The 13,904-nt window shown below is 73.0% G+C and carries 14 protein-coding genes; 4 read left to right on the forward strand and 10 right to left on the reverse strand.

Features of this window, described 5'->3' with window-relative positions; translation table 11 throughout:
- Positions 1-64 precede the first annotated feature (64 nt).
- The 5 genes from DEJ18_RS15620 to DEJ18_RS15640 form a co-directional block, all read right to left on the reverse strand.
- Positions 65-985, reverse strand: a complete 921-nt coding sequence (locus tag DEJ18_RS15620; protein WP_111209879.1) for a PfkB family carbohydrate kinase — start codon at positions 983-985, stop codon at positions 65-67.
- On the reverse strand, positions 985-2,490 hold the full coding sequence (locus DEJ18_RS15625; protein ID WP_111209878.1) for a purine-cytosine permease family protein: 1,506 nt from the start codon (positions 2,488-2,490) through the stop codon (positions 985-987). Before DEJ18_RS15625 ends, DEJ18_RS15620 begins: the two co-directional genes overlap by 1 nt.
- Before the next feature lie 86 nt (positions 2,491-2,576).
- Complete coding sequence (locus DEJ18_RS15630; RefSeq protein WP_111209877.1) at positions 2,577-3,599, reverse strand: ADP-ribosylglycohydrolase family protein; 1,023 nt, start codon at positions 3,597-3,599, stop codon at positions 2,577-2,579.
- Complete coding sequence (locus tag DEJ18_RS15635) at positions 3,596-4,306, reverse strand: GntR family transcriptional regulator (RefSeq protein ID WP_181431193.1); 711 nt, start codon at positions 4,304-4,306, stop codon at positions 3,596-3,598. Before DEJ18_RS15635 ends, DEJ18_RS15630 begins: the two co-directional genes overlap by 4 nt.
- Before the next feature lie 89 nt (positions 4,307-4,395).
- Positions 4,396-4,764: a winged helix-turn-helix transcriptional regulator gene (locus DEJ18_RS15640; RefSeq protein ID WP_111082129.1), complete on the reverse strand. Its 369-nt coding sequence runs from the start codon at positions 4,762-4,764 to the stop codon at positions 4,396-4,398.
- A 75-nt stretch (positions 4,765-4,839) separates the two neighbouring features.
- Here DEJ18_RS15640 and DEJ18_RS15645 point away from each other — a divergent pair, with 75 nt between their 5' ends.
- Positions 4,840-5,307, forward strand: a complete 468-nt coding sequence (locus tag DEJ18_RS15645) for a nuclear transport factor 2 family protein (RefSeq protein ID WP_111082128.1) — start codon at positions 4,840-4,842, stop codon at positions 5,305-5,307.
- Positions 5,308-5,446: 139 nt separating this feature from the next.
- Here DEJ18_RS15645 and DEJ18_RS15650 read toward each other — a convergent pair whose 3' ends face one another.
- The 3 genes from DEJ18_RS15650 to DEJ18_RS15660 form a co-directional block, all read right to left on the reverse strand.
- On the reverse strand, positions 5,447-6,214 hold the full coding sequence (locus DEJ18_RS15650) for a hypothetical protein (RefSeq protein WP_146241501.1): 768 nt from the start codon (positions 6,212-6,214) through the stop codon (positions 5,447-5,449).
- A 243-nt stretch (positions 6,215-6,457) separates the two neighbouring features.
- On the reverse strand, positions 6,458-7,495 hold the full coding sequence (locus DEJ18_RS15655; RefSeq protein WP_111209875.1) for an alcohol dehydrogenase catalytic domain-containing protein: 1,038 nt from the start codon (positions 7,493-7,495) through the stop codon (positions 6,458-6,460).
- 43 nt (positions 7,496-7,538) lie between these two features.
- The gene (locus tag DEJ18_RS15660; protein WP_181434141.1) at positions 7,539-8,084 is read right to left on the reverse strand and encodes a TetR/AcrR family transcriptional regulator; all 546 of its coding nucleotides are present in this window, start codon (positions 8,082-8,084) and stop codon (positions 7,539-7,541) included.
- A gap of 94 nt (positions 8,085-8,178) precedes the next feature.
- Between DEJ18_RS15660 and DEJ18_RS15665 the strand changes: the two genes are divergently transcribed.
- A complete protein-coding gene (locus DEJ18_RS15665; protein WP_111209873.1) occupies positions 8,179-9,249 on the forward strand; it encodes a zinc-binding alcohol dehydrogenase family protein in 1,071 nt (356 codons plus the stop codon).
- Positions 9,250-9,469: 220 nt separating this feature from the next.
- Positions 9,470-11,389 carry an IPT/TIG domain-containing protein gene (locus DEJ18_RS15670; RefSeq protein ID WP_284178636.1) on the forward strand — a complete coding sequence of 640 codons (1,920 nt, stop codon included), beginning with the start codon at positions 9,470-9,472 and terminating at the stop codon, positions 11,387-11,389.
- Between the two features lie 246 nt (positions 11,390-11,635).
- Here DEJ18_RS15670 and DEJ18_RS15675 read toward each other — a convergent pair whose 3' ends face one another.
- Positions 11,636-12,037, reverse strand: a complete 402-nt coding sequence (locus DEJ18_RS15675; RefSeq protein ID WP_111209871.1) for a YsnF/AvaK domain-containing protein — start codon at positions 12,035-12,037, stop codon at positions 11,636-11,638.
- A 90-nt stretch (positions 12,038-12,127) separates the two neighbouring features.
- Entirely contained in the window at positions 12,128-12,949 is an 822-nt protein-coding gene (locus DEJ18_RS15680; protein WP_111209870.1) for a DUF2382 domain-containing protein, read from the reverse strand.
- 238 nt (positions 12,950-13,187) lie between these two features.
- On the opposite strand from DEJ18_RS15680, the gene DEJ18_RS15685 reads away from it, so the two are divergent.
- Positions 13,188-13,898: a TetR/AcrR family transcriptional regulator C-terminal domain-containing protein gene (locus DEJ18_RS15685; protein ID WP_258371180.1), complete on the forward strand. Its 711-nt coding sequence runs from the start codon at positions 13,188-13,190 to the stop codon at positions 13,896-13,898.
- Positions 13,899-13,904: the final 6 nt, after the last annotated feature.

The raw sequence follows: 13,904 nt of genomic DNA on the forward strand, positions 1-13,904 counted from the left end.
CCGGGAAACACTGCACGTGTCGCTCAGCCGGAGAACGCAGGCGACCGTCCGGACGGGCTGGCGGTCAGGGCGCCACGAGGAGCGCGTCGGTCTCCTCCGCCGTCGGCGCCGTCGCCGGGCCCGGCCTGGTCACCGCGAGCGCCGCCGCCGCGTTCGCACGCCGGACCGCGTCCTGGAGGCCCGCCCCACGTCCCAGCGCCGCCACCAGCACGCCGGCGTGCGCGTCACCCGCACCGTTGGTGTCGACCGCCACGACGGGGAACCCGGGGACCAGGACCGGCGCGCTGCCGTCCTCGACCACCCAACAGCCGTCGGCTCCGTCCCGCACCAGCGCGGTGCCCCGCGCTGCCGCTGCGACGGCGGTGGCCGCCTCGGCGAGGGTGGCCGACGTCGGGGACATGAGGCGGGCCTCCCGGCTGTTGGCACTGACCACGTCGGACCGGGCGGACACGGCCGACAGGGTCGACGCCGGCAGGGTGTCGACCAGCGGTGACGGGTCGAAGACGACCCGGACCGACGGCGGGACGGTCTCGAGCCAGTCCGTGATCGCCGCTCCGTTGACCGGGTGGGCGAGGCCGTAGCCGGAGACGAACACGACGTCGTCGTCACGCAGCTCGACGCGGTCGAGGTCGGTGCGGGTGAGCTGCCCCTCCGCGCCGACGCTCGTGACGAAGGTGCGCTCGGTGGTGGCGTCGACGAGGGCCACGCAGTACCCGCTGTCGACGTCGGCGAGGCCGGGCTGCACGACGGTGACGCCCGAGTCGGCGAGGGCCCGGCGGACGACGTCCCCGAACGGGCCGGTGCCGTACTGCCCGGCGAAGACGACCTCCATGCCGTCGCGACGGGCGGCGACCATGGTGTTGAGGCCGCCGCCGGCGGTGATCTCCGACGCGTCCGCGATGACGTCCCCGCCCGGCTCGGGCAGCGCGTCGATGCGCATCACGATGTCGACGATGACGTTGCCGACCGAGACGAGGCGGCCCATCAGACGGTGTGCTCGGTGTGCGGGAGCGGAGCGGACTGGTCGGGCTGCTCGTGCAGCGTGCCACGCGGCCCTCCGGTGAGCAGGTAGACCGCGGCCGCGACGACGAACGTGACGACCCAGCCGAGGCCGTTCGCGCCGATCCAGGTGTCCGAGAACGCCCCGACGAACACCGGGTCGGCGTCGCCCACCTGGACGTTCGTGAACAGGAAGCCGACGACGATCGCGCCGACCCAGGCGATGACGGCCCGCCAGGCGACCCCACCGGCGTACCAGTAGCGGCCTCCGCGGCGGAGGTCGAGGAGCGCTGCCGGGTCGTACCAGGTGCGGCGGACCATGTCGGCGATGAAGACGCCGAGCCACGCGGTGATCGGCACGGCGAGGACCGAGATGAAGGTGATGAACGGGGCGTAGAAGCCGTCGGCGACGAGCATGAAGTACATGGCGCCGAGCGTGGTGATGACGACGTCGACCGCGACCGCCCACACCCGCGGCACCTTCACGCCGAGGGTCAGCGTGGTGAGGCTCGCCGAGTACACCGACAGGTGGTTCGACAACAGCAGTCCGCCGAACGCGGCGATGAGGTACGGGACGGCCATCCAGCTCGGCAGCATGTCGCGGATCGCGGCGACCGGGTCCCCGGCCTGGGCGAGGGTCGGGTCGCCGGCCGAGACGAGGGACCCGAGTCCGACCAGGACGACGAGCGGGATGCCGGCACCCGCGGCACTGGCGGCGACGAGCTTGCCGGCGCGGACGCTGGTGCGCGTGTACCGGGCGATGTCGGCACCGGCGGTGGCCCAGCCGATGCCGGTCCCGGCCGCGATGGTCCCGATGCCGATCACCATCGCGGCGACGGGGCCGGCGGGCTGCGCACCGACGACGTCCCAGTCGATGCGGGCGACCAGGAACACGGCGACGAAGACGTTCAGTGCGCCGAAGACCCACGTCGCCCACTTCTGCACAGCGACGATGAACGCGTGACCGAGGCCCGAGATGAGCACGGTCGCGGCGACGAACAGCAGGATCGCCACGATCGTGACGACCGGGTGCGCCTTCGAGCCCCCGTCGGTGCCGAACAGGATCGTGAACAGCGACAGCAGCACGAACGCGGCGGTCGTGGTGTTCACGGTCTCCCAGCCCAGGCGGCTCAGGAGCGAGATGAACGTCGGGCCGATGTTGCCGCGGACGCCGAACACCGCTCGGCTCAGGGTCAGACCCGGTGCTCCGCCGCGGCGACCGGCGATCGAGATGACCCCGACGACGGCGAACGACCCGGCGGCGCCGATCACGGCGACGAGCAGCGCCTGCCAGACTGTCAGCCCCTGGAACGCGACGAGTGTGGCGCCGAGGGGCAGGCCGAGGATCGAGATGTTCGCGGCGAACCAGACCCAGAACAGCGCGCCCGGTGTCCCGGTGCGTTCGGCGACGGGCACCGGCTCGATGCCGCGCTGCTCGATGGTGGTCAGGGTCCCGGCGCGGGTGGTGGCGTCGGTCGGGGTGCTGGTCATCAGGTCCTCTTACGTCATCGGAAGGGTGCGAGGGGGGAGCCGGGCGGCGGCAAGGGGGGAACCGCCGCCCGGCGGTCAGGGGGCCGCTACCGGCGGGTGCCGGCGCGGAGGTCGAGGAGCTGCTCGGTGAGCTCCTCGAGGTGCAGGTCGTTGACGGTCTCCACCTGCTGGACGGCGTCGGCGGACCATGCGGTCGCGCCGTGCACGGCGCCGAGGACGGCGCCGGCCATGGCGGCGATCGTGTCGGTGTCGCCGCCGATGCTCGCCGCGGTGCAGACGGTCTGCCAGGGGTCCAGGTCCAGCGCCACGAGCGCGAGTGCGGCGACGACGGACTCCTGCGAGGCGACGCTCGTGCCGATCAGGCCGGACACGACGTCGATGCGCTCGGCGTCGGGGACGGTCGACAGGTACCCGCGCGCCCAATCGATGCGGTCGGCGATCGAGCCGCCGGCGACCCAGTGGCCCCGGGTCTCCCCGATCCGGGCTGCCGCGACCGCGAGGTCGAGCGCTTCCGACCGGGTCGCGCCCTCGACGCCGGCCGACACGGCCGCCGCGACGGCACTCGCCCCGGCGATGCCGAGCCCGGTGTCGTGCGTGACCCGGCAGGCGTCCTGGACGGCGTCGACCAGCGACGACAACCCGGTGGTGCCGGAACCCAGCGGTGTCGCGATGCCGACCGGGGTGATGCGCATCGCGGCGCCGTTCGTCGTGCCGGTCGACCCGGCTTCGGACGCCGGGACCCCGTCGAGGATCCGCTGCACGGCGGTCTTCGTGCTCGGCCCGAGCAGGTCGAGGGAGCCCTTGTCGGCCATCGTCCGCTCCCAGTCGATGAGCGCCCGGGCGAAGTCGACCGGGTCCAGCCGGCCCTGCCCCTGCACGAGCAGCTCCGCCACGAGGACGGCCTGCTCGGTGTCGTCGGTGATGCTCGCGGCCGGCATGCCGTGGGCGATCCGCTGGTTCGGCCCGGCGTCGACGAACCCGTCGATCACGCCGTGGTCGGTGCGGATCTGCTCGAGCGACATCGACTGCGTCGGCATGCCCAGGGCGTCCCCGATCGCCAGGCCCCGGAAGGCCGCGAGTGCGTGCTCGGTCAGGCTGCTGGTCGTCATCGTGCGCTCCCGAACGTCATGTGGATGCGGAACCGGCTCGGGTCGAGGAGGCTGTCGACGGCCTCCACGAACGTGCCGTCGGCCGTGCGCGAGACGCGGCGGCTGTGGAGGAACGGCTCCCCGGCGGCCCGGTGGAGGAGCGCCGCGTCCTCCTCGGTGAGCGGGAGCACGTCGACCCACTGCTCGGCGAGCGCCGGCACCAGGCCCGTCTCCGCGATCGTGGCGGTGAGCGACCCGTCGACGAGACCCTCGTCGACGGCGCGGGCGAGCCTCCCGTACGGCGGCACCAGGCTGCGTTCCAGGGAGATGTCCGGTCCCCCGGCCACGTGGCGGACGCGGTCGACGGCGACGAAGTCGGCGTCGTCGAGCCCGAGTTCGGCGGCGAGCGCCGGTGCGCTCACCACGGCGATCCGGAGGACGCGGACGGCGACCTCGGTGCCCGTCGCCTCGAGGGACCGGGCCCAGCCGCTCCGGGGGTCGAGCGCGGCACCGTCGAACGTGACCACCGAACCGATGCCGCCGCGGATCGCGATGTACTCCTCGTCGGCCAGGTCGGCCAGGGCGGCCCGCACGGTCCCACGGCTGACGGCGAATCGCTCGGCCAGGTCGTGCTCACCGGGCAGGCGCTGGCCCGGCACGTACCGGCCCGTCGCGATCGCGTCGCGGAGGGCGTCGGCGACGAGGCGTCGCTTCGGTGGGACGGGCATGCAGGCAAGGTTACATGTACAAGACCTGTGCAGTCGAGGCGTCCGCGAAGAGCCCGTCATCCCGGAGCGCTCACGTCGGAGTCGCCGACTTACACCCCGTTCGACGGGCTCAGGTTCTGCTCCGCCCACCGGGTGAGTTCCGTGATGGCCGGCCGCATGGCAGCACCACGCTCCGTCAGTTCGTACCGCACCCGGACCGGCCCGCCGTCCGACACCGTGCGCGAGACCAACCCGAGGTCGACGAACTCACCGAGCCGCTCGGTGAGGACCCGGTCACTCACCCCGGGGACGGCGCGCTTGACCTCGTTGAAGTGCAGCGGGCCCTGCATCAACGCGCTGAGGACCATGCCGGCCCAACGCCTCCCGAGCAGGGTCATCACCTGCGACAGCGGTTCACTCAGGGTGTCGCAGAGGTCCCCCGGAGTGCTCGAGGACAGGGTCGGGTCTGGAGTTGACATGGCGCTCCTCACTCACTTACTTTTTGCAGGTTGCTTGCAAACCGCAGGTGACTAGTTTGCCAGAGGAGCGCACCCATGACCACCACCACTCTCGAACAGCGGATCCGCCGCCTCGAAGACCGGGTCGACATCGCCGCCGTCGCGGTCCGGTACGCATCCGCCGTCGATCGGGCCGACTGGGACCGCCTCCGCGACCTCTTCACCGACGTGGTCCACGTCGACTTCAGCGAAGCCGGGATGCCGGCGGCCGACTTCGCCCGCGACGACTTCGTCGCCTTCGCCCGTCAGGGGCTCGAGGGGTGGGACGCCCGCCAGCACCTGAGCACCAACCACGAGGTGGACTTCGACGATGCGGACCCGGACACCGCCGTCCTGCGCTCGTACATGTTCGCCCAGCACCACATGCAGGGCGCACCGACCTTCGTGATGCACGGCTCGTACGAGCACGTGGTCGTCCGGTCCGACCAGGGCTGGCGGATCACGCGACTCGTCCAGCACCTGTCATGGACGGACGCACCGCCAGCGGGCATGCTCGCCGGCTAGTCGTCAGGAGCGCGCGATGTGCCGGGTCGGGGTCCTCCGCGATGAGGCATGCTCCGCCGTCCGCCGGCGCGGCGGCCGTTCGTGTCCTCGTCACACCGGGGAATGCTCGATCCGGTGGCCCTGGCGACGTCGCCGGACATCACGGGATCGGCACCGCATCCCAGACGCCGGCGAGCCGGAGGGCGAACAACGGCGGCTCGTCGTTCGGCCGGAACGTGGAGCTCATGCCGAAGTCGAGGCCGCCCGACTTCGGCACGTCGACGCCGGCACCGATCGGCTCGGACGCATCCACCGGGTTGATCGAGTCAGCCGACGCGAGCTTGTCCTCGAGTTCGCCGACCGAGGTCTCCGGCAGGTCGAGCTGTCGGAGCACGTCACGGTACCCGGCCACGCCTGCCGTGGCGCCCTCCACCGGCACGGTGTGGACGTCGAGGTGGAACAGCCGCCCCTCGGGCAGGGTCACCTCGCCCGACCGATCCGTCATCTCCTCGTCGTTGTCCAGCGCGTCGAAGATCACCTCGGTCGCGGTGACGCGGACCTCCCTGCCACCGGGCAGCAGGAACCGCACGGGCCGTCCTCCCGGTGCCGTGGCCGAGTAGGCGCCGACGAACGGACTGGCCCCGTCGGTCTCGATGCCGAACGCCTCGACGGAGGGCGGCACGGTCAGGTCCCACGTCTCGACGCCGTCTCGACGGCTCATCGCCGTGGGTGCCGGACCGGTGTGGCGCACGCCGTTCGCGACCGAGACGTCGCTGCGGGACGGTGCCGGCGTGGGCCCGCTGATGACGGGGACACATCCGGTGAGCAGCGCGACGGTCACGGTCGCGATCGCCAGGACGGACGCACGACGGCCCACCCGCGCCGTGCTCTCGTCGCCGACCGTGTCCGGCCGCCGGTCGTCGTCCATCGTCACTCCCCCGGTCTGCTGACGCTGGTCCCCCTCCGGGACCGACGTCTGCTCCAGCTTGCCGCGCGCCGACGGTCCGTGTCCGGCCTCCGGCCTCCGGCCTACCGTCACGCAGGCGGTCGCCTGCGCCGGACGGGAGGCCGGGCCCGGCCTGGCCACGCGCCTCCCGTCACGCAGGCGGTCGCCTCCACGGACGGGAGGCCCGGCCTGGCCGCGCGCCTCCCGTCCGCGACGCGCTCGCGACTACAGGACGACGACCGTCGTGCCCGCCGCCGTCGCGGGCCGGTCCATCGCGGCGAGCGCCGCAGGCGCCTCCTCGAGCCCGATCGTCCGTCCGACCAGCGGTGCTGGGTCCAGGCGGCCCGCGGCGATCTCGGCGAGCATGGCCGGGTACTCGTGCGCGGACATACCGTGGCTGCCGAGCAGCTCGAGTTCGAGGCCGATGACGCGGCCGAGGTCGACCTGCGGGATGGCGTTCGCCCCGGCGAGGAGCCCGACCTGGACGTGCCGACCGCCGGGACGGAGGGCGGCGATGCCCTGCCGGACGAGCGAGGCGCGTCCGAGGGCCTCGACGACGACGTGCGCGCCGCCGACCGTTGCCGTCCGGATCTGCTCGTCGACGTCGTCAGACCGGGCGTCGACCGTGGTGGTGGCGCCGAGCGTCCGGGCGAGCGCGAGCGCCTCGGCGGAGACGTCGATCGCTGTCACCTGCGCACCGCGGGAGACGGCGACGACGATCGCCGAGAGCCCGACTCCCCCGCAGCCGAACACGACGACGTGCTCCCCGGGGGCGGTTCGGGCGCGGTTCACGATCGCGCGGTAGGCGGTGGCGAACCGGCAGCCGAGTCCGGCGGCGGTGGCGTCGTCGATGGCGTCCGGCACGGCGACGAGGTTCGTGTCGGCGTGGTGCACGACGACCCGCTCGGCGAAGGACCCGGGGCGGTCGAACCCGGGCTGGGTCTGGTTCGGGCAGATGCTCTGGCGTCCGGCGACGCACGTGGGGCAGGTGCCGCACGCGTTCACGAACGGGGCGGTGACGCGGGTGCCGGGCTGCCACTGCCGGACCTCGTCCCCGACCTGCTCGACGACGCCGACGAACTCGTGTCCGGGGACGTGCGGCAGCGACACCGTGTCGTCGTGCCCGTGCCAGGCGTGCCAGTCACTGCGGCAGACGCCGGTCGCGACGACGCGGACCACGGCGGCGTGCGGCGGGCACTCCGGGTCGGGGACCTCGGTGACGACGGGCGTCGCGGAGAAGGCAGTGAAGGTGACGGCGCGCATGGGCACGATCCTTCCACCCGGTCCCGCGGCCTCGGCCTCAGCCTCAGGGCAGCGCGGCGAACACCTCGTCGACGGTGTCCTCCATCGGCCGCTCCCCGGTCCCCGCCGCCCACTGCTCGAGGGCGACCTGGAACACGAGCACGCCGAGTTCCGCGACGACGGTCGCCTGCAGCGGGGTCTCCCCCCGCTCGATGAAGGCGGCCCGGGCGGCGCGGACGAGGTCGGACCGCTTGCGGGCGTCACGGTCGCGGAGTTCGTCGTTCCCCTCGATGATCCGGCGCCATGCGGCGGTCTGCTCGTGGTTCCCGTCGAAGCGCGTGGCCGCGACCTGGTGCAGGACGCGGCGGACGACCCGCATCGGTTCGAGGTCGTCCGGCGCCTCGGCGATGAGCCGCGCGGCGGTCTCCGGGATCTCGGCACCCGCGAAGACGACCTCGCGCTTGTCGGCGAAGTGCCGGAAGAACGTCCTGGTCGTCAGGCCCGCACGAGCGGTGATCTGCGGCACCGTCGTTGCGGCGAACCCCTGCTCGGCGAAGAGCTCGAACGCGGCGCGCTCGAGTCGTCCTCGTGCATCCGGAGCCCATCGCATCGTCCGATGGTAGCTGATGACACGACGTGTCATGAGGCGTACGATGACACCACGTGTCATCGCGCTGATCGGCACCGGAGAACGAGGAGCTCGCATGACCGCCGACGATCCCACCACCACGAACGCAGCACTCTTCCTGCTCAGCCCCCGCGGCCCCTTCGAGGTCCGCCCCACCCCGGTGCCGAGCCCCGCCGCAGGTCAGGTCGTCGTCCGCGTCCGTGCCGTGGCCGTCAACCCGGTCGACGCGATCACCGGCCCGCTCCGGCGCCTCGTGACCCCCTGGGTGCGCTTCCCGACGGTCCTCGGCAGCGACGTCGCCGGCGAGGTCCTCGCCGTCGGGCCGGACGTCACGGCCCTCGCGGTCGGCGACCGGGTGACCGCGTTCGCCGCCGGCCAGGAGAAACCGCGGAACAGCGCGGCCGAGGGCGGGTTCCAGCGGATCGTGACGGTCCTCGAGCGCGTCACCACGCGCCTCCCGGACGACCTGTCCTTCGAGCAGGCCGCGGTCCTGCCGCTCGCGCTGGCGACCGCGGCCGCGGGCCTGTACGAAGCCGACCAGCTGGCCCTCCCCCTGCCGGGCGACCGCGCGGACCGGAGCGACCAGGTGGTCCTCGTCTGGGGCGCGTCGACGAGCGTCGGGAGCAACGCCGTCCAGCTCGCCCGTGCCAGTGGCTCCACGGTGGTGGCGACCGCCGGTCGGGCGAACCACGACCTCGTCCGCTCCCTCGGCGCCGAGACCGTCCTCGACTACCGGGACGACGACGTGGACGCCGAGGTCGTCGCTGCGCTGCGAGGCCGTCGGCTCGCGGGCACGATCGCCATCGGCAGCGGGTCACTGGGGCACGCCCTGCGGATCACCCGTCGCGCACCCGGCGCGAAGCGGATCGCGTCCGCCTACCCCGATCCGGTGACCGCTGTGCGGTCGCGGATCGCGCGCCTGGGCGGCATCCGCGTCTCCGCCATCTGGGGCGGTACCCCGGTGGTCTCCCCCGTCGGACCGGCCGTCTTCCGCGACTTCCTGCCCGGAGCGCTGGCCGACGGGCGCTTCCGCGCAGCCCCGGAGGCGATGGTCGTCGGACACGGACTGGAGGCCCTCCCCGGCGCCCTGCAGACGCTGCGGGACGGCGTCTCCGCCCGCAAGGTCGTGGTGGCGATGGACGACTGAGTGTCCCCGCGGCGCTGGCCACGGAACGCGGATCCCGTGCCGCTGGCCGCGCCGGAGGCGGGCGGAGGGAGCGCGCCAACGCTGGATCTGAGCGGATGTGCAGGTTTTCGGGGTGACGTCCATCCCCCGAACGTGGGTGGAACCCCCTGCTGATCCCCGGCTTAGCGTCCGTCCTGAGAGTCACTCAAACGGAAGGACCACCATGCAACGACGCGTGGGAATGCGATTCGCCGCGATGTCCATCGCCGCCGGGACCGCCCTCGGAGGTGCGCTCGTCGTCGCGAGCCCCGCCGCGGCAGCACCCGGGGACGCCGCAGCCGTCGGGATCAGTGCCGACGTCGCAGTACCGGATCTCGCGGGGATCGTCGGGCTCACCGCCGACGCGTCCGCCGGTGCCGTCTCGGTCGCCGGCACCGGTACCGACGAGTTCGACGGCGACGCCGCAGCGCTCGTCACGGCAGCGGTCGCCGACATCGGCGCGGGGGTCGTCACGACCTCGGCCAGCAGCGACGCCACACGCTCCACGGCGGCCGCGGAGATCGCCGGCGCCTCGATCGAGCTGTTCGGACTCGACGTCCTGACCGCCGACGCCGCGACGGCCACCGCCACCTGCCCGGTCGGCGGTACCCCGACGAGCGACGCGCTCCTCACCGGCCTGACCGTGTTCGGCCAGGGGGTCACCCTCGACGTCGACACCCCGACCTTCTCGAACGCGACGGCGCTGACGGGCGCCCTCGCCGGTGTCACCCTGACGGTCGACCTCGCCCGCACGACGACCACGACCGGCACGACCGCCACCGCCACCGCGGTCGTCGCCACCGTCACCCTCGACGGCACGGCCGCCGGCGTCACCCTCACCGACGACGCCGTCGCCACGGTCGTCCTCGCGCAGGCGAACTGCGAGACCCCGACCGCTGCGGCCGCGCCCGTCACGGTCGCCGACATCACCCCCGGCACCGGCCCCACCACCGGCGGCCAGACCGTCACGATCACGGGCTCCGGCTTCGGCGACGACACGACGGTCACGTTCGCCGGCGTCCCCGCCACCGACGTCACCGTCGCGGCCGACGGCGCCTCCCTGACCGCGGTGACGCCCGCCGGACCCGCCGGCACGACGACCGCGGTCGTCACGAGCGGCGGCACCTCGGACAGCCTCCCCTACGTCTACGTCGCCCCGACGGTCACCGCGCTCGCGCCGGCCGAGGGTCCGGCTGCGGGCGGGACGACGGTGACGATCACCGGCACCGGCCTCCAGGCAGCTGACGAGGTCCGCTTCGGCGACACCCTCGCCGACGTGCAGTCCGTGTCCGACGACGGCACCACCATCGTCGTCACGGCACCGGCCGGCACGGGTCTGGTCGACGTCACCGTCGGCTTCCCCGGTGACACCCTGCTCACCGCTCCGGTGCAGTTCCGGTACGCGGCAGCCGCCGCCACACCGACCGTGACCGGCATCAGCCCCGCCGCCGGCCCGACCGCCGGTGGCCAGACCGTCGTCGTCTCGGGCACCGGCCTCGCCGGCACCACCGAGGTCACGTTCGACGGCGTCCCCGCCACGATCGTCGGCACGCCGACCGACACGAGCGTCACCGTCACGACGCCGGCCGGCACGACCGGCACCGCCGACGTGGCCGTCACCGGACCGGACGGCACCGCCGTCGCCGCTGACGCCTACGCCTACCTGCCCGTCCCCGCCGTCACCGGTGCCACCCCCGGCTCCGGACCGACCACGGGCGGCACGACCGTCACCCTGACAGGTGACGGCTTCGTCCCCGGCGCCACGACCGTGACGATCTGCGGGGTCACCATCGACCCGGCCGACGTCACCGTCTCGGAGGACGGCACCGAGCTGACCTTCACCACCCCGGCCTGTGCCGCGGGCAGAGCGGCCATCACCGTCAGCACCGCGGGCGGTACGAGCGACGACGGGACGGCGTTCGCCTACCTCGCGGCCGGTGGCGCCACCGGAGGCACGGCTGGTGACGGCACCACGGGCACCGTCGGCGACGGCAGCGGCACGACCGGCAGCCTCGCGTTCACCGGGTCGGACCCGCGTGCGGGCATCGCGGCGGCGCTCACGCTGCTCCTGCTGGGCGCGGCGACGGCGGTGTTCGGGTCCCGCCGACGCCGGTCGGTCTGACCGGGCGCACCCGGCCGACCGACACGAGGGCCGGCTCGCATCCCAGCGGATGCGGGTCGGCCCTCGTGGCGTGCGTGCGGTCGGTCCTGCTCCCGGGACCCGGAGGGTCGGGGACGCGCTGGTCCCCACGGTCCTCGGTCGGACGTGCGCATGGCCACAGGCGCAGTGGACGCACGGGCCGGGCACTCCCGCCGCGGAGCGCTGCCGTGGACGGCGTGCTCGACATCTGCGCCGGAAGCGCCCTGGCTACTCGGTCGTGACGTCGACCTCCTCGTGGCCGAGCGTCTCCGTCACCACGTGGTCGTCGGTGACCCGGTGCGTGCTGAGGGTGACGCGCTCCACCGGGACGACGGTCTTCGTCACGGTGACCTGTTCCTCGTGCAGGACCACCACGATCGGCTCGCGGACGGGGACCTCGGCGCCGGGCAGGCGGGTCCCTCCGGTGATCGGCTCGCGTGTGAGCCGGACCTCCTCGTGACTGACGTCGACGCTGATGGTCCGCTGCTCGCTCACGACGACCCGCTCGAGCCGGACCCGCTCCGTCGCATGGAGCTCGGTCCTGACGGCGAGGCGCTCCTCGTGCCGGACCACCTCGATGTCGTCGTCGTCGGCGGCGGACGGGCGTCGCGGGGTGTGGGGCGAGGTCATGGTCTCCTCCGATGTGGACACGGGTTCGCAGGGTCAGCCGGACGCGGCGGCGGCCACCCGACGTGGGCCGGGGGCCGCCGCGGGCGGTGCCTAGGAGCGGGAGTCGCGGTCGGCGACGGTGCCGTCGGTCGTGGTGGTGCGGACTTCGGTGTCGTCGAGCTCGATCTCCTCGTGGGAGACGTCCTCGTTGACGGTCTGCTGCTCGGTGACGGTCTCGGTGCCCAGACGGACACGCTCGACGGGGACGGTCTCCTTCGAGGTGACGATGCGCTCCTCGGTGAGGACGACCTCGTGCTCCTCCTCACTGAGGTCCGGACCGGCGAGGGCGTCGGCGGCGTTCGCGTCGGTGATCGGCTCACGGCTGAGGGTGACCTCCTCGTGGCTGACCGGGACGGTCTTCGTGACCTGCTCGGTGACGACGTGCTTGCGCAGACGGGCACGGCCGGCTCCGACCCGCTCGGTGCCCACGTGCAGGCGCTCCTCGGAGCGGGTCATCGCGTCGTCGGTCGTCGGGCCGGACGTGTCGTGGCCCTCGGTGCCGTGGGTGTTCACGCCGCGGTCGGCGTCCTGGTCGTACAGCGGTGACTCGTCCACGGAGGCGTCGGTCATGCCGTAGTAGGAGTAGAGCGCCTGCTCCTCTTCGTCGCTGAGGGCGCCGTCGGCCTCGACCCGCGGTGCGTCCTTGACGAAGGCCTTGTCGTAGGCGATGCGGACGATGCCGGCGTCGAAGTTCGCCTCGGTCAACGGCGCGAAGGTCTCCGAGGTCCCGAACAGACCGGTCCGGATGGTCACCCACGTCGGGGCCTGCGTGTCGTTGTCGACGTAGACCTGGCCGACGGTGCCGATCTTGGCTTCGCCGCTGCCGTAGACGTCGGCGCCGATGAGGTCGTTGACGCTGCTGCTGTCGATCATGTCGTGCTCCTTTTCCCCGGGGTACCCGAGGGTCGATGAACAGTGGGTCCTCGATGGCCGGGGAGCCGGACACGAGCGTCCGCTCGGCCCTGCCTCGAGGAGGCTTACACCGTAAGCGAGTCCGAACTTACGACGTAAGCCCCGGTAGACTCACAGGTTCGGTGACGCCGTACTTCCGGGCGCCGACCCACGACCGGGAACCGTCCCGGCGACGACCCCGGCGGACCTGGAGGCAGTCGTGACCGCGAACCGACCGAGCACGACCGGACCCAGACTCAGTCGCGAGTTGATCGTGGACACCGCGCTCGCCCAGATCGACCGCTCCGGCCCACAGGGGTTGTCCATGCGGTCCCTCGCACAGGACCTCGGCGTGGAGGCGATGTCCCTCTACCGGTACGTGCACGGGAAGGAAGACCTGCTCGAAGGCGTCGTCGCGTCGCTGATGAGTGACCTCACCGCACGCCTCGACGACGCGCAGCCCGAGGCCGAGCACTGGCAGGGGTTCCTGCAGACCGTCGCCCACGAGGTCCGCCGGATCGCGACGGACCACCCGAAGGCGTTCCCCCTCGTCGCGACCCGCCATCCTGCCGCGCCCTGGCTCCGTCCGCCCCTCCGCAGCATCGAGGTCGTCGACACGTTCCTCCACGCGCTGACCGAGCACGGGTTCAGCGACGCACAGGCGGTCAACGCCTACCGGGCCTTCAGCAGCTTCCTGCTCGGGCAGCTCCTGTTGCAGTCCGTCGTGGCGGGAGCCGAGGCGGGGCCCGCGGAGGAACCCCTGGACGAAGGCGACGCCGACATCCCGGAGGGCGACGGGAACCTGTCCCTCGACGTCGCTCCGGAGGTCCGACGCCTCCGCCCCCTGCTCAGCGAGGACCGCAGCGACGAGGAGTTCGAGGTCTCGCTCGAGGCGCTCCTCGACCGGTTGGACCGCGAACTGTCGCAGTGACGCGCG

This window comes from Curtobacterium sp. MCSS17_015 (assembly GCF_003234265.2).
Lineage (GTDB): Bacteria > Actinomycetota > Actinomycetes > Actinomycetales > Microbacteriaceae > Curtobacterium.

Coding starts and splice junctions, on each gene's coding strand:
- DEJ18_RS15620 (WP_111209879.1), bottom strand. CDS start 985: ATGGGCCGCCTCGTCTCGGTCGGCAACGTCATCGTCGACATCGTGATG.
- DEJ18_RS15625 (WP_111209878.1), bottom strand. CDS start 2,490: ATGACCAGCACCCCGACCGACGCCACCACCCGCGCCGGGACCCTGACC.
- DEJ18_RS15630 (WP_111209877.1), bottom strand. CDS start 3,599: ATGACGACCAGCAGCCTGACCGAGCACGCACTCGCGGCCTTCCGGGGC.
- DEJ18_RS15635 (WP_181431193.1), bottom strand. CDS start 4,306: ATGCCCGTCCCACCGAAGCGACGCCTCGTCGCCGACGCCCTCCGCGAC.
- DEJ18_RS15640 (WP_111082129.1), bottom strand. CDS start 4,764: ATGTCAACTCCAGACCCGACCCTGTCCTCGAGCACTCCGGGGGACCTC.
- DEJ18_RS15645 (WP_111082128.1), top strand. CDS start 4,840: ATGACCACCACCACTCTCGAACAGCGGATCCGCCGCCTCGAAGACCGG.
- DEJ18_RS15650 (WP_146241501.1), bottom strand. CDS start 6,214: ATGGACGACGACCGGCGGCCGGACACGGTCGGCGACGAGAGCACGGCG.
- DEJ18_RS15655 (WP_111209875.1), bottom strand. CDS start 7,495: ATGCGCGCCGTCACCTTCACTGCCTTCTCCGCGACGCCCGTCGTCACC.
- DEJ18_RS15660 (WP_181434141.1), bottom strand. CDS start 8,084: ATGCGATGGGCTCCGGATGCACGAGGACGACTCGAGCGCGCCGCGTTC.
- DEJ18_RS15665 (WP_111209873.1), top strand. CDS start 8,179: ATGACCGCCGACGATCCCACCACCACGAACGCAGCACTCTTCCTGCTC.
- DEJ18_RS15670 (WP_284178636.1), top strand. CDS start 9,470: ATGCGATTCGCCGCGATGTCCATCGCCGCCGGGACCGCCCTCGGAGGT.
- DEJ18_RS15675 (WP_111209871.1), bottom strand. CDS start 12,037: ATGACCTCGCCCCACACCCCGCGACGCCCGTCCGCCGCCGACGACGAC.
- DEJ18_RS15680 (WP_111209870.1), bottom strand. CDS start 12,949: ATGATCGACAGCAGCAGCGTCAACGACCTCATCGGCGCCGACGTCTAC.